Annotated in this window: 21 protein-coding genes; 13 read left to right on the top strand and 8 right to left on the bottom strand. The window is 66.1% G+C overall.

The window, feature by feature from the left end; all coding sequences use genetic code 11:
- The first annotated feature begins 76 nt into the window (after positions 1–76).
- The 6 genes from ABRP28_RS11460 (at position 77) to ABRP28_RS11435 (ending at position 6,677) form a co-directional block, all read left to right on the top strand.
- Positions 77–1,369 carry an ABC transporter substrate-binding protein gene (locus ABRP28_RS11460; protein WP_350002907.1) on the top strand — a complete coding sequence of 431 codons (1,293 nt, stop codon included), beginning with the start codon at positions 77–79 and terminating at the stop codon, positions 1,367–1,369.
- 45 nt (positions 1,370–1,414) lie between these two features.
- The gene (locus ABRP28_RS11455; protein WP_350002905.1) at positions 1,415–2,368 is read left to right on the top strand and encodes a sugar ABC transporter permease; all 954 of its coding nucleotides are present in this window, start codon (positions 1,415–1,417) and stop codon (positions 2,366–2,368) included.
- Complete coding sequence (locus ABRP28_RS11450; protein ID WP_350002903.1) at positions 2,365–3,282, top strand: carbohydrate ABC transporter permease; 918 nt, start codon at positions 2,365–2,367, stop codon at positions 3,280–3,282. The genes ABRP28_RS11455 and ABRP28_RS11450 overlap by 4 nt, the downstream gene beginning before the upstream one ends.
- 19 nt (positions 3,283–3,301) lie before the next feature.
- On the top strand, positions 3,302–3,931 hold the full coding sequence (locus tag ABRP28_RS11445; protein WP_350002902.1) for a Poxvirus protein I5: 630 nt from the start codon (positions 3,302–3,304) through the stop codon (positions 3,929–3,931).
- A gap of 49 nt (positions 3,932–3,980) precedes the next feature.
- Positions 3,981–5,249, top strand: coding sequence for an MFS transporter (locus ABRP28_RS11440; protein WP_350002901.1), 1,269 nt, complete (start codon positions 3,981–3,983; stop codon positions 5,247–5,249).
- A 138-nt stretch (positions 5,250–5,387) separates the two neighbouring features.
- Positions 5,388–6,677, top strand: coding sequence for an extracellular solute-binding protein (locus tag ABRP28_RS11435; protein ID WP_350002900.1), 1,290 nt, complete (start codon positions 5,388–5,390; stop codon positions 6,675–6,677).
- 97 nt (positions 6,678–6,774) lie between these two features.
- Here ABRP28_RS11435 and ABRP28_RS11430 read toward each other — a convergent pair whose 3' ends face one another.
- Both ABRP28_RS11430 and ABRP28_RS11425 read right to left on the bottom strand, forming a co-directional pair.
- On the bottom strand, positions 6,775–10,197 hold the full coding sequence (locus ABRP28_RS11430; RefSeq protein ID WP_374152977.1) for a family 78 glycoside hydrolase catalytic domain: 3,423 nt from the start codon (positions 10,195–10,197) through the stop codon (positions 6,775–6,777).
- Positions 10,197–11,444 carry a Gfo/Idh/MocA family oxidoreductase gene (locus ABRP28_RS11425; RefSeq protein WP_350002897.1) on the bottom strand — a complete coding sequence of 416 codons (1,248 nt, stop codon included), beginning with the start codon at positions 11,442–11,444 and terminating at the stop codon, positions 10,197–10,199. The genes ABRP28_RS11430 and ABRP28_RS11425 overlap by 1 nt, the downstream gene beginning before the upstream one ends.
- Before the next feature lie 243 nt (positions 11,445–11,687).
- On the opposite strand from ABRP28_RS11425, the gene ABRP28_RS11420 reads away from it, so the two are divergent.
- From ABRP28_RS11420 to ABRP28_RS11395, 6 genes are all read left to right on the top strand, one after another.
- Positions 11,688–12,371: a DUF624 domain-containing protein gene (locus ABRP28_RS11420; protein ID WP_350002895.1), complete on the top strand. Its 684-nt coding sequence runs from the start codon at positions 11,688–11,690 to the stop codon at positions 12,369–12,371.
- 158 nt (positions 12,372–12,529) lie between these two features.
- Entirely contained in the window at positions 12,530–14,059 is a 1,530-nt protein-coding gene (locus tag ABRP28_RS11415; protein WP_350002893.1) for an extracellular solute-binding protein, read from the top strand.
- A 90-nt stretch (positions 14,060–14,149) separates the two neighbouring features.
- Positions 14,150–15,160 (top strand): ABC transporter permease subunit, encoded by a 1,011-nt coding sequence (locus ABRP28_RS11410; protein ID WP_350002892.1) that lies wholly within the window; start codon positions 14,150–14,152, stop codon positions 15,158–15,160.
- Positions 15,160–16,032 (top strand): carbohydrate ABC transporter permease, encoded by an 873-nt coding sequence (locus ABRP28_RS11405; protein ID WP_066278800.1) that lies wholly within the window; start codon positions 15,160–15,162, stop codon positions 16,030–16,032. The genes ABRP28_RS11410 and ABRP28_RS11405 overlap by 1 nt, the downstream gene beginning before the upstream one ends.
- 26 nt (positions 16,033–16,058) lie before the next feature.
- Positions 16,059–16,763, top strand: a complete 705-nt coding sequence (locus ABRP28_RS11400; RefSeq protein WP_350002891.1) for a rhamnogalacturonan acetylesterase — start codon at positions 16,059–16,061, stop codon at positions 16,761–16,763.
- Positions 16,764–16,778: 15 nt separating this feature from the next.
- The gene (locus ABRP28_RS11395) at positions 16,779–17,450 is read left to right on the top strand and encodes a DUF1961 family protein (RefSeq protein WP_350002889.1); all 672 of its coding nucleotides are present in this window, start codon (positions 16,779–16,781) and stop codon (positions 17,448–17,450) included.
- Between the two features lie 5 nt (positions 17,451–17,455).
- On the opposite strand, the gene ABRP28_RS11390 is transcribed toward ABRP28_RS11395, so the two are convergent.
- The 5 genes from ABRP28_RS11390 to ABRP28_RS11370 all read right to left on the bottom strand — a co-directional run bounded on the left by ABRP28_RS11390 (position 17,456) and on the right by ABRP28_RS11370 (position 21,683).
- Positions 17,456–18,478 carry a DUF808 domain-containing protein gene (locus ABRP28_RS11390; RefSeq protein ID WP_350002888.1) on the bottom strand — a complete coding sequence of 341 codons (1,023 nt, stop codon included), beginning with the start codon at positions 18,476–18,478 and terminating at the stop codon, positions 17,456–17,458.
- Between the two features lie 164 nt (positions 18,479–18,642).
- Positions 18,643–19,491, bottom strand: coding sequence for a hypothetical protein (locus tag ABRP28_RS11385; RefSeq protein WP_350002886.1), 849 nt, complete (start codon positions 19,489–19,491; stop codon positions 18,643–18,645).
- A 55-nt stretch (positions 19,492–19,546) separates the two neighbouring features.
- Positions 19,547–20,611: a spore photoproduct lyase family protein gene (locus ABRP28_RS11380; protein ID WP_350002883.1), complete on the bottom strand. Its 1,065-nt coding sequence runs from the start codon at positions 20,609–20,611 to the stop codon at positions 19,547–19,549.
- Between the two features lie 22 nt (positions 20,612–20,633).
- Positions 20,634–21,470: an aminoglycoside phosphotransferase family protein gene (locus tag ABRP28_RS11375; RefSeq protein ID WP_350002881.1), complete on the bottom strand. Its 837-nt coding sequence runs from the start codon at positions 21,468–21,470 to the stop codon at positions 20,634–20,636.
- A 3-nt stretch (positions 21,471–21,473) separates the two neighbouring features.
- Entirely contained in the window at positions 21,474–21,683 is a 210-nt protein-coding gene (locus tag ABRP28_RS11370) for a hypothetical protein (RefSeq protein WP_350002879.1), read from the bottom strand.
- A 187-nt stretch (positions 21,684–21,870) separates the two neighbouring features.
- Here ABRP28_RS11370 and ABRP28_RS11365 point away from each other — a divergent pair, with 187 nt between their 5' ends.
- Positions 21,871–22,245, top strand: a complete 375-nt coding sequence (locus tag ABRP28_RS11365; RefSeq protein WP_350002877.1) for an STAS/SEC14 domain-containing protein — start codon at positions 21,871–21,873, stop codon at positions 22,243–22,245.
- Here ABRP28_RS11365 and ABRP28_RS11360 read toward each other — a convergent pair.
- The gene (locus tag ABRP28_RS11360; RefSeq protein ID WP_350002875.1) at positions 22,242–23,255 is read right to left on the bottom strand and encodes a LacI family DNA-binding transcriptional regulator; all 1,014 of its coding nucleotides are present in this window, start codon (positions 23,253–23,255) and stop codon (positions 22,242–22,244) included. The two genes, ABRP28_RS11365 and ABRP28_RS11360, sit on opposite strands and share 4 nt — an antisense overlap.
- Positions 23,256–23,333: the final 78 nt, after the last annotated feature.

Below are 23,333 nucleotides of genomic sequence, written 5' to 3'. Positions count from 1 at the left end.
GAAGCCGTGTAAGCCAGCTCACTACTTTCGTTGTAGGTGAGATCGGGGGTTGCACACACTGAGCAAGGAGGCTCCCATGATCAACAGAAGGCATTTCCTCACCACCGTGGCTGTCGGCACCGCATCTGCCGCAGCGCTGGCCGCGTGCGGCACGGGATCCAGCACCAGCGCTGGAGAGACGGGCTCCGCGGAGAACCCCGTCACCATCAACTACACCTGGTGGGGCAACGATGACCGGGCCGAGCGTACCCGCAAGGCCATTGCCCTGTTCGAGGAGAAGAACCCGGACATCAAGGTCAACGGCAACTTCACCGACTTCGCCGGGTACTGGCAGAAGCGTGCCACGGAGGCTGCCGGCGGCGGCCTGCCGGACGTCATGCAGTGGGACCTGTCCTACCTGCGCGATTACGGCCAGCGGAACCAGCTTCTTGACCTGGGCACCGTGAACATCAACACGGACGCGTTCGAGAAGTCCCTCCTGCCCTCGGGCCAGATCAAGGGCAAGACCTACGGCATTCCCACCAGCACCAACGCGTTCGCCGTCTACTACGACCCGGCCAAGCTGGCGTCGCTGGGCATCGCGGAGCCGGACGGAACGTGGACCTACAAGGAGTTCAACGACTTCCTGGCAGAGGTTGGCGCCAAGAGCAACGGCGAGATCTTCGGCGGCACGGACTACACCGGCGTCTGGTGGATGTTCAACATCTGGCTGCGCCAGAACAACATCGAGGCCTTTACCGAGGACGGCAAGCTCGGCTTCACCAAGGACGATATGAAGAAGTGGTGGAACCAGACTGCTGCCCTGCGCGGCACCCCGGCCATCGTCTCCGAAGAGCGCGTCACCCAGCTCGCCCCCAAGTCCCCGTTCGGCTCCAACGTCACTGCCACCGAGGTCACCTGGGACAACTTCATGGCCGGCTACCTCGCGGACAGCGGCGCCACGGAACTCAAGCTTGCTCCGGTCCCGTCGGATGACCCGGACAACCTGGGCCTCTTCCTAAAGCCCTCCATGCTGATGGTGGCCAGCGCCAAGACCAAGTTCAAGGATGCTGCGGCCCGTTTCATCGACTTCATGGTCAACGACCCCGAGGTAGGCCAGATCTTCAAGACCTCCCGCGGTGTCCCGGCGTCCAAGACCCAGCGTGACGGGACCACCTTCGAAGGTACGGACAAGCTCGTGGTGGATTACGAGAAGTCCATCGAGCAGTACCTCAAGGATGCGCCGGAGCCCCCGATCGTCGGCTTCGGCACCCTCGAGGCATCCTTCAAGCGCGTCAGCTCCGACCTCAACTACGGCAAGCTCACCATCGACGGCGCCGCCGACGCATGGTTCAAGGAAGCCGAAGACCTCATCAAGCAGAACGCCTGATCAGGCGTTGCCTGCCCAAGCTTTCATGACTGACGGAATGAACTCGTGACTCAAAGCCCAACACTGAGCAGGCGCTCGTCGTCGTCCGCCCCCTCGCAGCCGCGCAAATCGCGGCAGCGCGGGGCGGATGCCCGCGCCGGCTACACCTTCCTGCTGCCCTGGCTGCTGGGATTCATTGCCCTCACTGTTGGGCCCATGATTTCCTCGCTCTACCTCTCTTTCACCAACTACAACCTGTTCGAGCCTCCCAAGTGGATCGGCCTGGACAACTACACCACCCTCTTCCAGGACGAACGGTTCCTGCAGTCGGTGGGCGTGACCGTCAGCTACGTGGTCTTCGGTACGCCGCTCAAGCTCGCGGCCGCACTGGCAGTGGCCATGCTGCTGAACAGCAAGCGCCGCGGCCAGGGGTTCTACCGCTCGGCCTTCTACGCCCCGTCCCTGATCGGCGCGTCCGTCTCCATCGCGATCGTCTGGAAGGCCATGTTCGGCGACGCCGGCCCGGTGGACCAGGGCCTGTCCTTCTTCGGGATCAACCTGGGCGGCTGGGTGGGCAACCCGGCCATGACCATGCCCATGTTCATCCTGCTGACCGTGTGGCAGTTCGGCGCCCCCATGGTGATCTTCCTCGCCGGCCTCAAGCAGATCCCGGGCGAGCTCTACGAGGCCGCGTCCATGGACGGTGCCGGCCCGGTGCGGAAGTTCTTCAACATCACCTGGCCCATGCTTTCCCCAGTGGTTTTCTTCAACCTGCTGATGGAAACCATCCACGCATTCCAGATCTTCGCCTCGGCGTACATCATCTCCAACGGTGAAGGCGGCCCTGCCGGATCCACCCTCTTCTACACCCTCTACCTGTACCTGCGGGGCTTCAGCGACTTCCGGATGGGCTACGCCTCGGCCATGGCCTGGCTCCTGGTGATCGTCGTCGGCATCATCACCCTGATCTTCTTCCGCACGTCCAAGTCCTGGGTCCACTACAGCGGTGATGCAAAATGACAAGCACGGCAACCCCCACCCAGTCCCTCCCGGACGCAGAGCTGGCGCACTACAACCCCAAGTCTGAGTCTCCAACGGCCAAACGCGTCAAGAGCGGCGTCTTCCATATCGTGGCCCTCGCACTGACGGCCGTGGTCCTGTACCCGGGCCTGTGGATGATCGCTTCGTCTTTCAAGCCGAACTCCGAAATCGGCGGCACCAATACCTCGCTGTGGTCCAACAACTTCAGCTTCGACAACTTCGTCACGGCGATGGACGGCATCGGTGGCGTGTCCACCCTGCAGTTCTTCACCAACTCCCTGGTCCTGGCTGTTGGTGCAGTGGTGGGAACCATCCTCTCCGCATCCGTGTCAGCGTACGCGTTCGCCAGGATCAAGTTCCCCGGCCGCAGCATCTTCTTCGGCATGATGATCGCCACCCTGCTCCTGCCCTTCCACGTGGTGATCATCCCGCAGTACATCGTGTTCCAGCAGCTCGGCCTGGTGGATACGTATGTACCGCTGCTGATCGGCAAGTTCCTCGCCGCCGACGCGTTCTTCGTGTTCCTCATGGTCCAGTTCATGCGCAACCTTCCGGCAGAACTGGATGAAGCGGCAAGGATCGACGGCGCCGGCCACGTCCGGATCTTCACCTCCATCATGCTTCCGCTGATGAAACCGGCCCTGATCTCCACCTCGATCTTCTCCTTCATCTGGAGCTGGAACGACTTCCTGGGCCCGCTGCTCTACCTGAACACCCCGGACAAGTACCCGCTGCCGCTGGCCCTGCGCCTCTTTGTGGACCAGACCCAGTCCTCGGACTACGGCGCCATGATCGCCATGTCCGTACTGGCCCTGCTGCCGGTGCTGATCTTCTTCCTGGTGTTCCAGCGGTACATTGTTGAAGGCGTCTCCACCCAGGGCCTCAAGGGCTGACGGACAAACGAGACAGAAAATGAGCGTCATGGACAGCACCACACCCGCCCCCAACCACCACGAACCCGTTCCGGTGAACCGCTTCGCGCTGTTCTCCGAGACGCTGCTGGCAGGGGTGCTGGTGCTGGTGCTGTCCCTTCCGCTGGTGACGATCCCCGCCGCGTATGCGGCGGGGATCGCCCATCTTGAGCGCCACCTCTCAGGCCGGGACGATTCCGTCCGCGGCCTCTGGGGCACCTTCAAGGCTGCCCTGCCAGGCAGCTGGAAGCTTGGAATCACGACGGCGGCAGCCGCCGTCGTGATTGTCCTTAACCTTCTGCTCGCATGGGTGGGGCAGCTGCCGGGCCGGGACGTGGTGCTGCCAGCCACCTTGATCCTTGCCGCCGGCGCCGCGATTGTGCTCCTGCGCAGTGCCGCAGCGTGGTCCGATTTCGCCGTTGCCCCTAGGGATGCCCGCACCGCCTGGCGCTTGGCGCTCGAGACCGGACAGTCCCTGTCCCTCAAGGACTGGAGCGGGTCCCTGCTGCTGGCAGCCGCGCTCTTCGGAGCGGTGGTGTTCGTCTGGATGCTGGCTGCCCTCTTCGTGGTGGTTCCCGGCACCCTGATCCTGGCCGCTGCCGCCGTCAAACTGCGCGCCCGCCGCGCCTGAGGCACACCAGCAGTCCTATATATCCGCCCGCTATTGAGTTGAGTCCGCCGTGTCTTCCGAGCGCCAGCGTTCAGTGCAGTCCTTCCGCACTCTCAAAGACCAGCCGGCCTGGTATCAGCCCCTGACGCAACGGAACTACCGGCTCTTCCTGGCGCTGGTGTTCACCGGCAGCGTGGGGGTGTGGATGCAGCGGCTCGCGCAGGACTGGCTTGTGCTGCAGCTGACCGGCAGTCCCGCTGCCGTAGGAGTGGCCGTCGCCCTGCAGTTCCTCCCGATGCTGGTGGTGGGACCCCTGAGCGGCCTGCTGGTGGACATGTTTCCCAAACGCCGGATCATGCTGTGCTGCCAGGCCGTCATCGCCGTCCTTGCCCTGGGCCTGGCCGCATGGGCCGCGAGCGGAACCATCACCGTCTGGGCCGTCTATGCCAGCTGTGTGGCGCTGGGCGTCACATCGGCCATCAACCAGCCGGCCAGCCAGGTCTTCGTCAATGAAGTGGTGGGCGACGCGCACCTCCGGCCGGCCATCGGCCTCAACAACGCCATCGGCCAGCTTGGAGCGATGGCAGGCCCTGCCGTGGGCGGCGTGGTCATTGCCCAGGCGGGATCGGCCGCAGCGTTCGCTGCCAACTCCGCGTTGTGCCTGCTGGTGCTCGTGCTGATCGCCGCCATCCGCCCTGCCGAACTGCATCCCAGCGCCCGGGCGGTCCGCGGACGCGGCCAGCTCCTGGCCGGGTTCCGCTACGTCCGGGAACGGCCGTCGCTGCTGCTGGTCATCGCCCTGGCCGGACTCCTGGGCATGTTCGGCATGAACGGCCCCGTGGTGCTGGCCGCCTTTGCCGAACGGGTGTGGCACAACGGCGTGGAAGGCTTCGGCCTGTTCAATACCGTCAGCGCCATCGGGGCGCTGGCCGGTGCGCTGCTGGCCGCCCGGCTGCGCAGCCTGGGACGCAAAGGCATAGTGGCCGCTGCGGGGCTCTTTGGCCTGTCCCAGCTGGTGGCGGCCCTGATGCCCACCCTTGTCCTGTTCACCGTGATGCTGGTGGTGGTAGGTCTCATGACCCTCCTGTTCCTGACCAGTGCGGCAACCGCAGTCCAGCTGGAGGCCGGGCCGGAGATCCGCGGCCGCGTGATGGCCCTCTACCTTCCCCTCCTGCTGGGCGGGCACGCGCTGGGAGGCCTCCTGGCCGGCTGGCTCACGGAACAGTTCGGAGTGCGTACCGGGCTGGTGGCCACCGGCGGGCTGGGCATGCTCTCAGCACTTGTTATAGGGCTTTTGCTGTGGCGGCATGGGCGCAGGACGCGTAACAGCCAGGCCTGACTGCCGGCTTCCCCTGCAAGGTGCGGATTCACGAACAGGCGGCCCTCCGGAGGCCTTGACGCGTTCGCTGGCTCACACCTAGGCTGTGGGAAACCGGTTTCTTTCAGGTCCCAGCAACTTCGCGCCAAAGGACAAACAATGATGTTTCGCGCCCAAAAGTCCCTGCTGCCCAAAGCTGCCGCCGCAGCGGCCGCACTCTCACTGGTCCTCACCGGCTGCGGCAGTTCGCCGGAAGCCGCCTCGGACGGCCCGGTGACCCTGCGGTTCAGCTGGTGGGGCTCTGACGTGCGGCACAAGATGACCGAGAAGCTGATTGAAGCCTTCGAGGCGGAGAACCCCAACATCAATATTGAGGGTGAGTACGGCGACTGGTCCGGCTACTGGGACAAACTCGCCACGCAGGTGGCCTCGCAGGATGCCCCGGACATCATCCAGATGGACGCCGCCTATCTGGGTGAATACTCCGAGCGCGGCGCCCTGCTCGAGCTGAAGGATGTGGACCTGTCAAAGTTCGACCAGCCCGTGGCGGACTCCGGCAAAGTGGACGGCAAGCAGTACGCCGTGACCAGCGGCGTGAACGCCATGGTGGTGCTGGCGAACCCGGCCCTGGTGTCGGCTAGCGGCGTGGCCCTTCCCGATGACAAGACCTGGACCTGGGACGACCTGGACAGCACGGCCGCGGCTATCACCAAAGCCAGTGGCGAGAAGGTGTACGGCAGTGGCCAGGTCAATTCCGACGCCGCGGCCAACCTGTGGTTCCGGCAGCACGGCAAGTCATTGTTTACCAGCGACGGCAAGCTGGGGTTCGAGGAATCGGACCTGGCCGAGTGGTACGAATACCAGGCCAGGATGCGCGACTCCAAAGCCGTGCCGCCGGCGTCAGTCATCACCGAAGACGCGACCGCCTCGATCGACCAGCAGGGCCTGTCCACGGGAAAGTTCGCCATGAACATGTACTGGTCCAACCAGCTGGGCGCCCTGAGCAAGGCCTCCGGCCAGGACCTGGAGATCCGCCGCCCGCCGAGCGTGGAGGGCAAGGCCTCCGAAGCCCAGCAGTTCTACAAGTCCTCCATGTTCTGGTCCGCCAGCTCCCGGACCAAGCACCCCGTGGAGGCGCAGAAGTTCATTGACTTCGTGACCAACAACGCCACGGCCGGCGAGATCGGACTGGCCGACCGCGGCATCCCCGCCAACTCCGACATCCGTGCGGCTGTGGTCTCCAAGCTGACCCCGGCCGATGCCAAGACCGCCAGGTTCATTGACGAGATCTCCAGCGAACTGGGCGACGCCGCTCCGGTTCCGCCGGCGGGCGGCAGCGCAGCCGTTGAAGCCCTCACCCGCTACTCCCTGGAAGTCCACTTCGACAGGCTCTCCCCGCAGGAGGCTGCGAAGAAGGCCTTGGAAGAGGCCAGGAGCGCCATTCTCTGACCCACGGGCGTGACTCCGCGAGATGGCATTTCACGGCAATCTTCCCCGCAAACATTGCCGCGGAATGCCATCTCGCGTCTCCTGGGCCTACAGGCGGCTACGCCTGCGGCGTGAATATCCACGTGCCGGGGTGGATGCGGAAGTCGGCCTTAGCCGCGCTGCCAGCCGCGGCGCCGTCGGGATTCGTCCGGGCGGTCGCGGCACCTTCAGCGAAGGGCACGACGGCGGCCTCCGCCGTCGTGCCCTCATGCCCCGAAGCGACTGTGTACCTGCCGGCGGGCAGCCGGACGACTGCCGTAGTGCCGGGAGGGATTGTGCACTCGAGCCGCACCTGGCTGCCCTCCCGGACCCAGCTGGCTTCCACGCAGCCGTTGCTGACGGGCACCGTGCCGCGGGCATGGTTAAGCCGGCACAGCGGAGGCTCGATCAGCAGCTCCGAGCCTCCGGGGGAGCTGAACCGGACCCCGAGCAGGTGGTCCAGGATCTCCTTGGCCACCGACGCGGACCATGCGTGGGACTGGCTGTAGTCCGTTCCCTCCACCAGGTCCCAGGCCTCCCAGGTGAACGTGGCGCCGCGTTCCAGCAGGCGGGCCCAGCCGGGCTGGTCCTTGTTTGTCAGGAGGTCCAGCACGGCGTCCGTCAGTCCTTGGGAAAGCAGCGCCCGCACCAGCCGGTGGACGGTCAGCGGCCCCTGCTTCATCCCCAAGGAGGCGATCCGACGTGCATCGGCGGCGGCGAATTCCGGAGCGGTGATGCCCAGGGAGAGCGGGAAGGACGTGGCGTGCTGGGCGGCGTGGGAGCTGGGGGTGCCGTCCGCATGCAGGCCGTCCACCATCACCCCGTCCACGCGCAGGCGGGTGCGGATTGCGCCGGCCAGCCGACGGGCTGAAGAGGCATACCGGATGGCTGCATCGGGCTCGCCGGCAAGGCCGCAGAGCCGGGCCGTGGACACCAGCGCCGAATAGGCCTGGGCGTTGACGGTGGTCTTCGCGGCGCACTCCATGTCGTAGCCGAACCGGCCGGGTTCCGGCCAGTCCACGATGCCGTGCAGGTAGGGGCCGGAACCGCCGCCCAGCCGGGTGACCAGTCCCGCCGTCGGCCCTTCTGCCGGAATGTACCGCAGCGCGTAGTCCGCGGTGTTGCGAAGGTGCGGCAGCAGTTCCCGGACCAGGCCAAGATCGCCGGTGCGCAGGTGGTACTCCTCGGCCCATTCAGGAACCATGAGGGAGAAGTCCGGAATGTCGCGCTTGCCGTCGCCATTGGGGTACACGGCGTTGTAGCGGCCGCGGTCCTGACCCTCGGACCAGTAGCGGACGGCGGACCAGACGAACTCCCGCAGCGCCTGGGCCGTATAGGCATGCTCGCCGAAGAGGGCCATCGTTGCGTAGGAGATGTTCACCGCATCCGCCAGGAACTGGCCCTTCTCCCGGGTGGGCGTGTCCACGAACTGCTCCTGGACGCCGTAGAGGGCTGAATCGCGCAGCAACGTGAAGACGGAATTCAACGCCTCGTCCGAGGAGGTGAAACTTCCTTCAGCCGGATGGCGGCCATGGACCAGCACGGCCCCGACCCCGGAAACCTCGGCGGCCTCCACGCCGGGAAGCTCGAGGTAGCGGAAGCCCAGGTGCACCGTGGCACTGTACTGCTGGGGTCCGGCCGCCTGGGTGTACGGGAAGGACATGTCCGTGTTCTGGCTTGCTGTCTTTCCGGCATCAACCCGGCCGTCCGGCCGGAGGGCGTACCCCGCCCGCATCATCACGGTGCGGCCGGGAACCCCGTCCCTGAAGTCCACCTCCGGACGCCCGGGAAGGACCTGGCCGAAGTCAGCCACCATGGTGCCGTCGCCGGCCGTCAGGAAGGCCTTGGGAGCAACAAACCCGCCGGCCAGGAAGGTCCGGCGCGGGTGCAGCGCGGGGAACTCCGGTGCCGGGTGGCGGCCGCAGCTGATGGCGGGCGGCAGGTCCCCGGACGAAGAAGAGGCAGCAGAGGAGGAGGCAGGGGAGGAGGCTGGCGCGGCGGCCAGGGCACCGGCGGCCTGCCCGTCCAGGTGTTCCACGGGATCGCCCTCGTCATTGCGGTAGCCGGACTGCCGGTACGGCGCCTCGCCGGCTGACCACTCCGGCCCGGAACAGAAGGAGTCGCGGCGGCCGTCCGTGTACTGGACGCTGATGCGGACCAGGAGGCCGGGGAGCCCGGCGGCGCGGCCCTGGCCCGGGCCGTACCAGTGCAGCAGGGCGGTCAGGGGAACGGCTGTGCCCGGAGGCTGGGCGGCGAGCAGCCCGGTGATGTCTGCGGCGTCGTAATAGCCCTCGCCCGGGTAGCCGAAGGAGGTTGTTGCCAGGCAGGAGGTGCCGGCCAGGGAGATCTGCGCGTGGTGGTTTGCCGCAACGAACAGCCGCGCCCGGCGCACCGGGCCGGTGAGCTGGAGGGTGGTCCGGAACAGCGTCCACTCATCCGGCTGGCGGTGCACCGTGGTGCCGGCCCAGTGCGCCAGGCAGGCCCGGGCCTGGTCCGCGCCGGCGTCGAAGCGGTGGTCCAGCAGGACGGCGCCGGCACTGTCCTGGCTGGCACTGTCCTGGCAGGCGCTGCTTATGTGCAGCGACGCGTACTCCGCCTGGCTCCTGGGCCCCTGGTGCAGGGCAAGCTTCCCGGCAGCTCCGGGAGCTGCCGGCTCCTGCACTCCCAGCAGCTGCACGCCATCCAGGGACACGGTGATGGTGTGGCCGTCGTCGGTGACCAGCAGGTCCTGCCAGGACCCGGGCACCAGGTCCTTGCCGGGCAACCTGGCCTGGCGGACGTCCAGGCTACGCTCTGCCCGGGCCTTGGCCAGCACGGTGGTTTCCGGGACGGCCGCGGCGGGAATCTCCCACACCGGAGCGCGGCGGAGGACCACCTCCCCGGCCGTGTTGAGCTCCAGCAGCAGGCCGGTGCCGGGACCGCTGCTGCGAAGGATGAGCCCGGCCCACCCCATCACCGGCCGGACGCGGGCTTCGAGGCGGAAGGTGCGGGCAGGCGGGCAAGGGACCGGCAGGAAGGGTGAGCCTGCCACGCGGAGGGCGCCGCCGAGGATTTCCAGGGGTGCGCGGCCGCCGGGCGCGCGCCGGATCCAGTCGGCCTGCCAGGAAGCGTCCGAAAGCCCGGTGCTGAACATCTTTGGAGTAGACCATTGCCCGGGGATCCCTGCGGCGTCGCGGACCCGCACCCGCCACGCGTAGTCCGTGTCGTTGTCGAGCGCGGGCCCGCCATACGGCACGCCGCGCTGAGCGGGAGAGGGGACCGGCCCCGAGCTCCAGAACTTGAGCCCCTGTGAGTCCTCCACCGTGACCTCGTAGCCGGTCTGCAGGGCCCGCGCCGGATCAGCGCCGTCCGGCTGGGCCAGCTGCCAGCTGAAGGTTGGCCGTGCGGGTGCCGTAAGGCACTCGGCGAGGCCAACCGTCAGCAGGTTGACCGCGTGCAGCTGGCCCAGTGCTTCGGGGATTATGGTGGCGCGTGCCGCGGTCCCTGTGGCCTGCTGATGCATCAGGAAGCCGGCACGCTGAAGGTGCAGGGGGCCGATGTTGCCCACGGCAGGCCCAGTTCGCTGAACGTTGCGTGCTCCCGCCCCGCTCGGTCCAGCGCCGCCTCAATGCCAATCACGACGGCGTGGGCTGCTTCCCCGGATCCCTCCCACCGGATGTGGGCATCGCCGATGAGCGCGGGCAGTGGGGCGGTCCGGACCGCTTCCAGCACCAGCATGAAAGCACCGCTGTCCAGGAGGGGACTGATCAGCGGGGATCCGGAGCTGCGGTGGGCCAGCAGGTTGTCGGTGAGGTCCTCGCGGCCGTACGTCTGCTCAGTGGTGCCGGACGCCGTGGTGACGGTGAGGCGGTCCTCGGTGTAGTGGAACACGGCTGTTCCCGCCGAGCCCTGCAGCGTGATGTAGGGCTCCACGGATTCGGACGCGCAGATGGTCAGGGCGCAGGTGATGGGCAGGCCCGAGGCGGTGCGGATGCGGATCACGGAGGTGTCGTCCGACTCGATATCGTTGGCGCGGTACAGCTCGGTCTCCACGGACGCCACCTCGGCGGTGGTCCGGGCCCCGGCGATCCTCAGCGCCGTTGCCACGGCGTGCGCCAGAGGGTTGGTGGCCACGCCGTCAACGACGTCCACGCCGTTGATCCTGCGCTTCCCGGCCCACCGCGAGCGTTTGTAGTAGGCCCGGTCCCGGACCCAGCGGCCGGTTGCCGAAATGCCCTGAAGCGTACCGAGGGTGCCGTCCGCCACCAGGTTTTCGATGGCCTGCAGGGCGTGCGAGCCCAGGCTCTGGAAACCGATCTGCACACTCCTGCCGGACGCTGCGGCGGCATCGCAGAGCCGGTCGAAATCGGCCAGGGACGCCACCGGGGGCTTCTCCAGGTACAGGTCCGCGCCGGTGCCCAAAGCGGCCAGCGCCAGCGGGGCGTGCGTCTGGATGGGCGTCGCCACAATCACCAGGTCAAGGCCCTGTGTTGCGGACAGCAGTTCGTCTAGTCCCGGGAAGACCTTTGCGGACTCCGGGACTGAGCCCGGTGCCGGCGGCTGGGGGTCGGCCACCGCAACGAGTTCGACGGCGCCTGCCGCCTGGAGGCGGTCAAGGTTGCGGAGGTGGTGGGTGCCGAAGCCATGCACACCGACCAGGGCAACACGGGCAGCCGGGGCTGACGTGCCGACGGCGGTACCGGCGACAGCTTTTCCTGCTGCTGATCCGGCAGGGGCATCCGGGCTGTGGGTGCCGGTTGGCGTTGCCATGGTTCTCCGTTTCCGCCCCCGCTGGGCACAGTTGCATAGGGCGCGTGCGGACTCCAGCAAGCGCTTTCCAGGTCTCAGTCTGGGCCATGAAGCTCCCCAGAGTCCAGTTATGTAACGATTCAAAATTTTGCTTGACCTTGCTGGCGGTGTGAGTCTAGATTTTCGAGAAACCGATTACCGGCGTGATGCGGGACACTACCGCCTTCGCCTCTGCAACGATGGAGAAATGAAGGGAGCTGCGCCATGCTGTCTGGAACCTTCAGTGCCCGGGCCTACTCGTTCTTTGACACCCTCCTCTGGATTGCCTGCCTGAACCTGCTCTGGATCGTCTTTACGCTGCTGGGCCTGGGTGTCCTCGGCGCAGGCCCAGCAACGGCGGCCGCCCAGATCGCCGTGCGGAAGCGTGCCCGGGGTGACGCGGCGCCGTTATTCCGCAGCTTCGCCTCGGACTACTTCCGGAACTTCGTCCGGGCCAACGCGCTCGCGTTGCCGGTAATGGGAGTGGCGGTGGCGCTGTCCATGAACTGGAACTACTTCTCCGCATCAGGGGACCTGTTCTCGCAGCTGGTGGCGGCGGGCATTTTTGTGGCGGCCATCCTCCTGGCCGGCGCAGCCTGCTACCTCTTCCCGATGTATGCGCGGTATGAACTGCCCCTCGCGCAGTACCTGCTGATGTCTTCGCGCTTTGCCTTCCGCCACCTCGCCGGAACGGTCATCCTCCTGTTCATCTCCGCTGCGGCGCTCTACGCCAGTACCACGGTCCCGGGCCTGGTTCCGTTCTTCAGTATCGGCGCCTGGCTGTTTGCCACCGGCTGGCTGTGTGACCGGTTCTTCACCGCAAACGATGAATCGGTGGCAGGAGCCTCGGTGGCAGGGCCGGACAACCCTGGAGCGAAGGGCTCCCTGCCGGCGGCCTCCGTGGCCTGACGCCTGGAAGGGCGCGGCCCGCCCAGGTCCGGAAGGTGCCGTCGGCCTTCCCTGCGCGTGCACCCCTGCCTTTTGCCTCCCTAGCTTGAAACGTATCAACAACATCCTTATCAACCGTTTTGCCCAACAGAACCCCGAAGAAGTGGAAAAGGAAAACCATGATCCGCAGAAAACTCTCCCTGGCCGCCGCCGTTGTCACGGCAACGGCCATGTCCCTCACAGCCTGCAGCGGAGGGGAGGCCCCGGCAGCGGACCTCAGCACCGTGTCCATCATGGCGCCGTTCCTCGAGGCCCAGCCGCCCAGGGCTGACGGCGCCGTCCAGAAGAAGCTGGAGGAGCTCACCGGCAAGGACATCAACATCACGTGGACCCCCAACGCGTCCTACGAGGACAAGACCAACATCACCCTTGCCTCCTCCGAGATCCCGCACATCATGGTGATCCAGGGCAAGACCCCGGGGTTCGTCAAGAACGCCGAAGCCGGGGCATTCTGGGACCTCACGGACAAACTCGATGACTACCCGAACCTGAAGACCACCTTCCCGGACATCCAGCAGAACGCCAGCATCAACGGCAAGGTGTACGGCGTGTTCCGTGGCCGCGCCCCGATGCGCGCCGCCGTGATGTTCCGCCAGGACTGGCTGGACAAGCTGGGCCTCGAGGCGCCCAAGACCACCGAGGACCTGTACCAGGTGGCCAAGGCCTTCACCGAACAGGACCCGGACGGCAACGGCCAGGACGACACCTGGGGCATCACCATCCCCAAGTGGGGCGCGCTGGGCACCAACAGCCCCTACGACATCATCGAGGAATGGTACGGCACCGGGAACCGCTGGACCGAGAAGGACGGGAAGCTGATCCCCAGCTTCGAAACGGAGGAGTTCCTCGAGGCCAACCGGTTCGTCAAGAAGATGGTGGACGAAAAGCTCATCAACCCCGACTTCGCCACCTTTGACGGCACCAAGTGGAACGAACCGTTCTTTAACGGCAAGGGCGGCATCATCGTGGACGTCGACTCCCGCGTCAGCGTCCTGGTCAACCTGTTCAAGCAGGCGGACCCCAACAACTACGAGAACAAGGTGGGCTTCGTGGGCAACCTCGAAGGCCCCGACGGCGAACTGCACGCCCACCCCACCGACGGCTACTCCGGCTTCCTCGCAGTGCCCAAATCGAGCGTCCGCACCGAAGCTGAGCTGGACAAGGTGCTCGAAGTCCTCAACACCATGAACGGCAAGGAAGTGGCCATCCTGCTGAACAACGGCATCGAGGGCGTCAACTTCACCGTTGAGGACGGCAAGGCTGCCAGCATCAAGCCCGAAACCGAAGAATCCGAGGCTGTCAGCACGGACATCAAGAGCTACGCGCAGCTCGGCATGAACGTTGGGGGCAACACCTTCTACCCCGTCAAGCAGCCCACGGAGTATGAGCAGCAGGTCTTCGACAAGCGCACGGAAGTGATGGCCGAGGACCTCAAGAGTGCCGTCTACAACCCGGCAGCCCCGTACGTGTCCGCCACCTACGTCGCCAAGGGTGCGCAGCTGGACAACATTGTGGCCGATGCCCGGATCAAGTACCTTGCCGGCCAGATCGATGAGCAGGGGCTGAAGGACGCCATCAAGCTGTGGAACACCAGCGGCGGCGACAAGGTGAAGGAAGAGATCAACCAGCTCTGGCAGGACAACAAGTAACAGTCCCGCCCGCGCCGGCGGGCTCCGCACGTTCGCTGCGGAGCCCGCCGCCGCAGGACCCACTCACCACTTCCAGAAAGGAGGCCCTGAATGTCACAGCTGACAGACGCACTGGCCTCGAATATCGGCCACGGCCAGGGCCCCGGGACGGACGCGGGCAAGAGCACCAGGCCGCGCAAGCCGCCAAAGGTCCCGCGGGGTAAATTCTCCGTCCATTTCGCGCACTACAAGTGGCTCTACCTGCTGCTGGTGCCGGGAGTGGTGTACTTCGCGGTGTTCCGGTACGCCCCGATGTATGGCGTGTCCATCGCGTTCAAGGACTACGTCCCGTTCCTGGGCGTGAACGGCAGCCCGTGGGTGGGAACCCAGCACTTCCAGGACTTCTTCTCCAACCCGGACTTCCCGCGGCTGCTCGGCAACACCCTGATCCTGGCGTTCCTGAACCTGAGCATCGCCTTTCCGCTGACCATCGTCCTGGCGCTGCTGCTGAACGAAGTCCGGCTTTCCATCCTCAAGCGCACCGTCCAGACGCTTGTCTACATTCCGCACTTCCTGTCCTGGACCATCGTGGCGTCGCTGAGCTTCCTGCTGTTCGCCCTGGACTTTGGCCCGCTGTTCCTGTTCCTGAACAACGTGATGGGCACCAACATCGACTTCCTGTCCGATCCGAACTGGTTCCGGCCACTGATCGTGCTGCAGGAGATCTGGAAGAACACCGGCTGGGGCACCATCATTTTCCTCGCGGCACTGGCCACCGTGGACCAGGACCAGTACGAGGCCGCCATCATTGACGGCGCCGGCCGGTTCCGCAGGGTGTGGCACATCACCCTGCCTGGCATCCGCTCCACCATCATCGTGATGCTGATCCTGGCCATCGGGCAGATGCTCAACACCGGCTTCGAACAGATCTACCTGATGACCAACGCGCTGAATCGGTCCGTGGCTGACGTGTTCGACACCTACGTCTACTTCGTGGGCATCACCCAGGGCGCCTACAGCTACTCCACCGCCGTGGGGCTCTTCAAATCCCTGGTGGGCATCGTGCTGATCTTCGGCACCAACGCCCTGGCCAAGCGCTTCAACCAGAGCGGACTGTTCTAATGAAGATTCACAACACCACCGGCGGGCGGATCTTCGACGCCGCCAACTACGTTTTCCTGTCCCTGATCGGCATCATCACGCTGCTGCCGTTCATCTACGTGATCGCCGGATCCTTCGCAAACGAGGCCGAAATCACCCGGCGCGCGTTCTTCGTCTGGCCCGAACAGTTCACCCTGGGCTCCTACGAATACATCTTCTCCACCCCCGCATTCACCAGGGCGCTGGTGACCACCATCCTGGTCACGGCGGTGGGAACCCTGGTCCAGCTCGCGTTCACCGTGACCATGGCCTACCCGCTGGCCAAGAAGACCCTCCGCGGACGGCAAGTCATCCTGTCCCTGGTGGTCTTCGCCATGGTCTTCTCCGGCGGCATGATCCCCACCTTCCTGCTGGTCAAGGACCTGGGCCTGCTCAATTCCTACTGGGCCCTGATCCTGCCGGCGGCCATCAACCCGTTCAGCCTGATCATCATCAAGAACTTCTTCCAGGAACTCCCGCAGGAGCTGGAGGAATCGGCCAAGATGGACGGCGCCACCGAGATCGGCATCCTGTGGCGGATCCTGCTGCCCCTGTCCAAACCGGTCCTGGCCACGTTCGCCCTGTTCTACGCCGTGGGCATCTGGAACGACTTCATGTCGCCCCTGCTCTACCTCTCCGACAACTCCAAGTGGACCCTGCAGATGTACCTGCGCCAGGTCACGGCGTCCTCGGACCTGCTCGGCACCGGCAACGTGGACCCGAACTACATCCCGCCCGAACAGGGGATCAAGTTCGCGGTGATCGTGGTGGCAACCCTGCCCATCCTCATCTTCTACCCGTTCCTGCAGAAGCACTTCGCCAAGGGCATGCTCATCGGTTCCGTCAAGGGCTGAGCCTGCACCACGAGAGAAAGCACAGCATGAAAATCCTGCTCGCCGGAGATTCCACGGTGGCCAACTGCCCCACGCACGAGTACCCCATGAGCGGCTGGGGACCGCACCTTGCCCCTCATTCCTACACCTGGGCGGCCGTGCACAACTTCGCCAAGGGCGGGGCCAGCACGGAGTCCTTCCGGGACGAGGGGCTGTGGGCCAGCCTGCTGGCGGAAGCCGGGGAGGGTGACCTGGTCCTGATCCAGTTCGGCCATAACGACCAGAAGAGGCAACACCTTGCTGCCCGGACCGGTTACGCCGCCAACCTGCGCACCATGGCGGAGGAGGTGCGGAACCTGGGGGCGCTGCCTGTACTGTGCACCCCGGTGGAACGCAGGCACTTCCTGGACCGGCCGTCGTCGGGCGCTGCTGGCGGGCACAAAGACCTGGAACAGAGCCTGGAGGACTATCCGGAAGTGGTGCGGGAGATTGGCCTGGAGCTCGGGCTGGCGGTCATCGACCTGAACGCATGGACCCGCGGGCTGTACCTGCAGCTGGGCCGGGAGGAATCCGAGTCGCTGTTCTGCCACTTCGGGCCGGGCTCGCACGCGCACTGGCCGGACGGCCTGGCGGACAACACCCACTTCTCCCAGCAGGGGGCCGCGCTGGTGGCGGGGCACGTTGCCGCCCGGCTTCATGGGCTGGGGCTGGTACCGGGCGGCCTGGTAGGCACGACGGCGGGACGAGGCTAAGTGGGGACGTCCGGCGTGGAAACGAAGGTTCTGTACAGCAACGCCCTCAGGTCCCCGGCGGACGTGGTGGACTGGGTGGCGGAAGGGCCGCTGAGCCAGGGGACCCATCAAGGGGCCCTGGAGCTGTCCGGTTCCCTGGACGATGCGAAATTCGGGGACCACGCGCACTGGACGTTCTGGTGCCCGGTGCAGTTCCCGGACGGCATCAGGATCAGCTGGGAGTTCCTGCCGCTGGAGGAACCCGGCCTGGCCATGCTCTTCTTCTCCGCCCGGGGACACGGCGGGCAGGACCTGTTTTCCAGTGGCCTGGCACCGCGGACGGGGTACTACCCGCAGTACCATTCCGGGGACATCGATGCCCTGCACGTGTCCTACTTCCGGCACAAGTACGAGTCCGAGCGGGCCTTCCGGACCTGCAACCTGCGCAAGAGCGCCGGACTTGAACTGGTGGCGCAGGGAGCCGATCCGCTGCCCCCGGCTGGGGACGCTGTGGACTTCTACCGGATGGAGGTTGTAAAGGACGGGCCGCGGGTGGCTTTCGCCATCAACGGGCTGCCGCTTTTTGAGTGGCACGATCCGACCCCCACTGCCGCTACCGCGGCAGTGCTGGGCGGCGGATACCTGGGCTTCCGGCAGATGGCCCCGCTCCGGGCGGCGTACCGCAACCTGGTGGTGGAGGAGCTTTAGTCCGGTCAGGGAGCAGGATCCGCCTTGTGCTTCGTCGGCCGGTAGCCTGCAAGTTCGGCGCGGACGTCGCCTTCCTCGTGCTGGCCCTTCTCCTTGCCGAACGGCAGGGCCTTCAGCAGCGGATGCAGGACAGCCATCACGGCGAGGCCCCAGGCCAGTCCCAAAACGGCTGAGCAAAGGGTGTTCACGAGCCAGGCCAGGAGGCCGCCGATACCCGCGATTCCGGCGACCGGTGCTTCAAGGGCGTGGACCAGGTCATACGGCAGGTGCCAGCCGAGGTCGTAGGCTCCCTGCAGCATGATGTGGCCGCCAACCCACAGCATGGCGACCGTGCCGATCAGCGTGATGGCGGCCAGCACAGCGGGCATGCCCTTGACCAGCAGTTCGCCGAAGCGCTGGGAGGCAGCAGATTCCTTGGCTGCCAGGTGCAGGCCGATGTCATCCATCTTGACGATCAGTGCAACCGCCCCGTACACGAGCACCGTGATGGCGAGGGCCACGACCACCAGGATGACGGCCCGAGCCCAGATGGATTCCGCGGCCACCTCGTTCATGGAGATGACCATGATCTCGCAGGACAGGATGAAGTCTGTGGTGATGGCGCCCTTGACCACCTTGGCTTCCGCCTCCGGACCCCGCTCGACCGCCGGCGCTTTTTCGTCCGAGTGGTCCCGGCGGAGCTTGTGCCAGACCTTCTCGGCGCCTTCGAAGCACAGGTACGTGCCGCCCAGCATGAGGATGAACGGGATGGCCCACGGGAGGAAGGCGCTGATGAGCAGCAGTGCCGGCAGGATGATCAGCAGCTTGTTCCGGAGCGAGCCCCAGAAGATCCGCTTGATCATCGGCAGTTCGCGGGACGGGTCCGCTCCGGACACGTACTGCGGGGTGACTGCGGCGTCGTCGATGACCACGCCGGCGGCCTTGGCCCCGGCCTTGGCGGCTCCGGCTGCGACGTCGTCCACCGAGGCGGCCGCGATGCGGGCCAGGGCTGCGACGTCGTCCAGCAGGGCGACGAGGCCGCCGCTCACAGACCGCTCCTGTAGTGCTCGCGTGCGGACGGCTGGGCGTGGCTGCCTGGGTGCAGGCGCGTGATCGGCATGCTGCAAATTATACGGTGGCGGGCAGCCCTACCCGCCCTGCCCGGCCGTGTAGGGCGAGTATTCCTTCGGGTCCCGGCCGCAATTGCCGCAGGTCAGGCCGCGGTGACCGGGAGCACCAGCAGGTAGCCGGCCGGCAGTTCGCTGCTCCAGCGCCGCGGTTCGCGGACCACGAACTGGGTGGCCAGCTGCTCGGGGGTCAGCAGGCTGTTGGGCTGGGGCGACGGGCCCCATTTTTCGCTGCCGTGCGGGTAGAGCGGGTCCTGCACGCGGACGCCGGTGACAGTGAACTCCGGGAACTGGGCGGGATCGCCCACCGACTCGAACCCGCTCATCACCCATGCGTGGCGGCCGCTCCACATGACCAGCCCCACCGGGCGGCCCGTGTCGGCGATGGCGCGGGCCGCCGTCTGGAGGGCAGACCCGTAATCGGCGATGCTGACAACTTTGTACGGCCCCATGCCCGCTTCGGTCAGCACCTGCGCCCAGCCCAGGGGGTTGGCGCCGTTGAAGGAGTTGGAGGACCGGGCCCGTGCCATCTCCCACAGTTCGCCCTGCTGGGTGGAGTCCGCCCAGGTGCCGCCGCCGGTGTCGTCAATCAGGTTGTGTGCCATCTGGATGCTCGCCGCGACGCACCAGTCGAAGGTGTACTGCGGCACGAAGTCCCCCTCCTGGTAGAGGTTGAGCGCGTAAGGCTGGGGGACCGGAGGTGGTGCGGGGGCCGGCGGCGGTGCGGCTGTGACGGCGGGAGCCGGAGCGGCGGCTTCCTGGGGCGCGAGGGCAAGGCCGGTTGCGGAGGGCGGTGCAGGGGAGGCAGGGGCGGTGGACGCCGCGACCGCCTGCCCGGTGGGAGGATTATCGGTGCCGACGGCGGGCGTGCAGGCTCCGAGGCAGGTCGCCAGGGCGACGAGCCAGGCAAGAAGACGGGGGCGGGCGCCGGTCATGATGGAATCAGTCTAGCGCGGTGCCATGCCGGCGGGCCGGTGCCGGCCGGCAATCTCAGAACGCGTAGCGGATGCGGCAATATGGCGCGATCCTGTCGATCAGCGCGGTCAGTTGCTGCACGTAGCGTGCCTTGGTTCCCGAGCGGTAGCGGACGTTGGCGAAGCCGTTGGAGGAGACCTTGGACTCCTGGAGGTCCGGGCGCCACAGCACGTCCTCGGCTTGCGGATGCCAGCCGAGGTTGACCTCGTGCAGCCGCTCGTTATGTGTCAGGAAGATGACTTCCGCCGCGAGCTGGGCTTTTGCGGCCGGGCTGAGGGTTCGGTCCAGCTGGCGCAGCAGCTCCTCCCAGTCGCTGAGCCACGTATCAGTGATGATGACGGGGGAGAAGTTCACATGCACCTCGTACCCGGCATCAACGAAATCATTGATGGCAGCAATGCGGTCAGCCACGGGGGAGGTCCTGACGTCAACGGACTTCGCCAGCGCCGCGGGCATGAGCGAGAACCGGATCCGGGTGTGCCCGCCGTGGTCCCAGCCGAGCATCGCCGGGTTGACGTACTTGGTGGCAAAGGACAGCTTGGCGGTGGGCAGGTCGCGGAAGAGCGTTACCAGATCCTCCACGTTGTCGCTGATCAGGGCATCGACCGAGCAGTCGCTGTTCTCGCCGATGTCGTACACCCAGAGCTCGGGATCGCACTGGTTGGGCTCCAGTTTTATGCCCTGGCGGGTCACGTGCCGTTCAAGGGCCCTGGAAATCTGGTCGATGTTCGCGAACACGGTCACTGGGTTGCTGTAGCCCTTGTGCCGCGGAACGTAGCAGTAGGCACACGCCATGGCGCAGCCGTTAGCTGTTGAGGGGGCAATGAAGTCCGCTGACCGGCCGTTTGGTTTAACGGACAGTGCCGTTTTGACGCCCAGGACAAGCGCCTCCGTCTTGATCCGGGACCAGCGCGGCACGTTGGTTTCCTCACCGTGAAGCTCCGGGATGTTCCAGTGGCTGTCAACCAGCACGATGTCGGCGTCCGGCCAGCGCTGGACGATGTCCTTGCCCCGGGGCAGTTCCAGTGCAGCGGGTTGGGCATAGATGCGCCGGATCTGCAGCAGCCGGTTGAATTCCATGGCTCCATCCTCGCAGGATGTCCTAGCCCGCCACTATGCGTTCCAGCATGCGCACTCCGGACTGCTCGAAGGGGGCATCGCCGATTTTATGGGCCCACACCACGGTCCCCAGGGCCTGGTTCAGGTTCTCCAACTGCCACACCCCGGCGTCGGAGCTCCCGGGCTGTTTGCCTAACCCGCTGTAGAAAGCCTCCGCCAGGGCGGGCCGCCCAAGGAACTGCTGATGGGTGAGACGGACCAGGTCATGGACCCAGGGCCGGGCGTCCGCCCGGCCGAAGTCGATGACTTTGATCCTGTTCCCGTCTACCAGCCAGTTCCTGGGCTGGTAGTCACCGTGGGTGGTCACCAGCTCCACAGGGCCCGGCTTCAGTGCGGCCAGCTCCTGCTCTGCACGGGCGCACACCCCGGCGGCCACGAGCCCTTCGGCCGACCGGATGAGCAGCTGCGTCTGGTAGGCGAGCTTCTTCGCGTAATCTGCAGAGGTCCCGGCAGGGCGGTGCAGCTTGGCCAGGAGCGCTCCGGCCTGGCGGTACGTCCCGGGCTGGTACTCGGCTGCGGTTCCCTCCACGGACGTGCCGGGCAGGAACTCTGTGACCAGGATTCCGGCCTTCACCGAAGCCTGCCTGAGCACAGGGGCCGAACCGTGGAGGCCGGGCAAGCCCGGTGCCAGGGCGGCGATCTCCCGCCGGATGTGATGGCTGGTGGTGCTCGCCTTGACGATGAAGCTCCCGCCGTCGGGCGTGGAAACATGGAGCACGGAGGTGTCCTGCAAGGGCCAGGAATAGTCCTTGACCACCATGAAGGGGCCAAGCCAGGATCTCAGCAGCCGGTTCTGCTCAGCTGTAACTGAAGCGGGCATCCATCAGGCTATTCTCTCCAGTGACAGCTCCTCAACAGCAACCGCCAAAGCGTCCGCGTCGAACCAGTCAACAGGCAGAACCTCGTGGACAAAGGCATCAAATTCGAAGGGATGGCAGCGCCCGCCGTGGTTCCAGTACAGGATCCAAAGATCCATCAGGCCACGGTCCTTCCGCTGCAGCAGGTCCCTGGCAGCGCCCCGCACGTCATCCATAACCAATCCTTGCTTCTGCTACCGGCCGCCCACAAGGGCGGGTGCCATCTTTGCCGCAAGGACCACGCCTGCAAAGGAATCCGGGGCCGGAGCCGCCGCAGCTACGGCATGATAGGTCGTGCGGGTCTCTGTTCAGGTCATCGGGATTGTTCAAGTCATCGGAATTGTTCACGGAAGGAAAGCAGGATTGGAGCCTTTAACTTTCGACGGCGGCAAGGGGACGGTGGAGCTGCGTTCGGACGGCGTCATCCACCTGATCTGGGAACCGAGCGCACGGATAGAGCTTCAGGACGCGCAGGCTGCCATGGCGGCCGTGAACCGGATCGCGGGGGAGCAGACCTATCCCATGCTTGTGGACATGGCCACCACCGAGAACGTCACCCGGGCGGCACGCTCCGTGTTTTCCATCCCCTGCGCCGCGGACCGAATCGCGCTGCTGGGCGCCAGCCCGGTGGACCGGATCATGGCCAACTTCTTCCTGGGCGTGCATATCCCGCCGTGTCCCACGCGTTTCTTCACCTCCCGGACCGAGTCCATGAAGTGGCTGCAGGCCGGCAATTAGCCAGCGTTCGTGCTCTGCCGCACCACAAGCTCCGGTGTGAAGACCACCGAGCGGTGCGTCGGGTTCTGGGATTCCACCTCTTCGGCGAGGAGCTGGATGGCGGTGCGTCCCAACGCCTCCGTGGGCTGCCGGATGGAGGACAGCGGAACCACGGCGGAAACGGCAAAGTCGATGTCGTCGTAGCCAATCAGCGCCACATCCTCCGGTATGCGGAACGTGTGGGTCATGGTCAGCGACTGCATCACGCCCAGGGCCAGGAGGTCGTTGGCGCAGAAGATGCCGTCCGGCAGCCCTTCACGCCCCCGCTCCACCAGCGAATTGCCCACGCTGCGCCCGGCCAGGACAGTCTGCCCCTCGGACTCAAGCACCTCCAGCGTGGCGTCCGCCTCCTCCTTGACAGCCCGCCGGGCGCCCTGGAGGCGGTCGGCCACCTGCCGGATGGAGGTGGGGCCGCCCACAAAGGCGAGCCGGCGGCGGCCGGTGTCCAGCAGGTGCCGCGCTGCCAGGTATCCGCCGGCGTCGTCGTCCACTGCCACGGAACTGAACTTTGCCTCGTCAGCCAGCCGGTCCACCAGGACAGTGGGCACGCCGCGCTCGCGGAGGAGGTCCAGCCGTTCGGTGACATCGCCTACTGGCGAGATCAACAGGCCCTGGACACGCTGTTCCTGGAAAAGGTCGATGTAGTTTGCCTCGCGCGCGGCGTCGTGGCCGCTGTCCCCCAGCAGGACGGCGCTGCCGTGGAGGGCGGCGGCGTCCTCGGCCGCACGCACCACTGAGGTGAAGAACGGGTTGCCCACGTCCAGGACAATCAGGCCGATGGTGCGGCTGTGCCCCGCGCGCAGCTGGCGGGCGGCGTCGTTGCGGACGAAGCCAAGCTCGTCGATGGCCTTCAGTACCCGGTCCTTGGTCCGCTGGGAAACCCTGTCCGGGTAATTCAGCACATTGGACACCGTGCCCACCGCCACGCTGGCATGGTTGGCGACGTCCTTGATACTGGCTGAGCGATTCATGATTCTCCGTGCTGCTGCTCCATGTGGCAGGCATTGAGGCCCCGGTTACGTGGCCGCGGACAGAAATGCTTGACACCT

The sequence above is a fragment of the Pseudarthrobacter sp. WHRI 8279 genome, assembly GCF_040224115.2.
Lineage (GTDB): Bacteria > Actinomycetota > Actinomycetes > Actinomycetales > Micrococcaceae > Arthrobacter.
The sequence above is the reverse complement of the archived record's forward strand: the minus strand, read 5'-3'. Positions and strand labels throughout refer to the sequence as shown.

What these genes read in the sequence shown, in the direction of transcription:
- ABRP28_RS11460 (WP_350002907.1), top strand. Translation starts at nt 77, where the DNA reads ATGATCAACAGAAGGCATTTCCTCACCACCGTGGCTGTCGGCACCGCA.
- ABRP28_RS11450 (WP_350002903.1), top strand. Translation starts at nt 2,365, where the DNA reads ATGACAAGCACGGCAACCCCCACCCAGTCCCTCCCGGACGCAGAGCTG.
- ABRP28_RS11445 (WP_350002902.1), top strand. Translation starts at nt 3,302, where the DNA reads ATGAGCGTCATGGACAGCACCACACCCGCCCCCAACCACCACGAACCC.
- ABRP28_RS11435 (WP_350002900.1), top strand. Translation starts at nt 5,388, where the DNA reads ATGATGTTTCGCGCCCAAAAGTCCCTGCTGCCCAAAGCTGCCGCCGCA.
- ABRP28_RS11430 (WP_374152977.1), bottom strand. Translation starts at nt 10,197, where the DNA reads ATGCATCAGCAGGCCACAGGGACCGCGGCACGCGCCACCATAATCCCC.
- ABRP28_RS11425 (WP_350002897.1), bottom strand. Translation starts at nt 11,444, where the DNA reads ATGGCAACGCCAACCGGCACCCACAGCCCGGATGCCCCTGCCGGATCA.
- ABRP28_RS11420 (WP_350002895.1), top strand. Translation starts at nt 11,688, where the DNA reads ATGCTGTCTGGAACCTTCAGTGCCCGGGCCTACTCGTTCTTTGACACC.
- ABRP28_RS11415 (WP_350002893.1), top strand. Translation starts at nt 12,530, where the DNA reads ATGATCCGCAGAAAACTCTCCCTGGCCGCCGCCGTTGTCACGGCAACG.
- ABRP28_RS11410 (WP_350002892.1), top strand. Translation starts at nt 14,150, where the DNA reads ATGTCACAGCTGACAGACGCACTGGCCTCGAATATCGGCCACGGCCAG.
- ABRP28_RS11405 (WP_066278800.1), top strand. Translation starts at nt 15,160, where the DNA reads ATGAAGATTCACAACACCACCGGCGGGCGGATCTTCGACGCCGCCAAC.
- ABRP28_RS11400 (WP_350002891.1), top strand. Translation starts at nt 16,059, where the DNA reads ATGAAAATCCTGCTCGCCGGAGATTCCACGGTGGCCAACTGCCCCACG.
- ABRP28_RS11385 (WP_350002886.1), bottom strand. Translation starts at nt 19,491, where the DNA reads ATGACCGGCGCCCGCCCCCGTCTTCTTGCCTGGCTCGTCGCCCTGGCG.
- ABRP28_RS11380 (WP_350002883.1), bottom strand. Translation starts at nt 20,611, where the DNA reads ATGGAATTCAACCGGCTGCTGCAGATCCGGCGCATCTATGCCCAACCC.
- ABRP28_RS11375 (WP_350002881.1), bottom strand. Translation starts at nt 21,470, where the DNA reads ATGCCCGCTTCAGTTACAGCTGAGCAGAACCGGCTGCTGAGATCCTGG.
- ABRP28_RS11370 (WP_350002879.1), bottom strand. Translation starts at nt 21,683, where the DNA reads ATGGATGACGTGCGGGGCGCTGCCAGGGACCTGCTGCAGCGGAAGGAC.
- ABRP28_RS11360 (WP_350002875.1), bottom strand. Translation starts at nt 23,255, where the DNA reads ATGAATCGCTCAGCCAGTATCAAGGACGTCGCCAACCATGCCAGCGTG.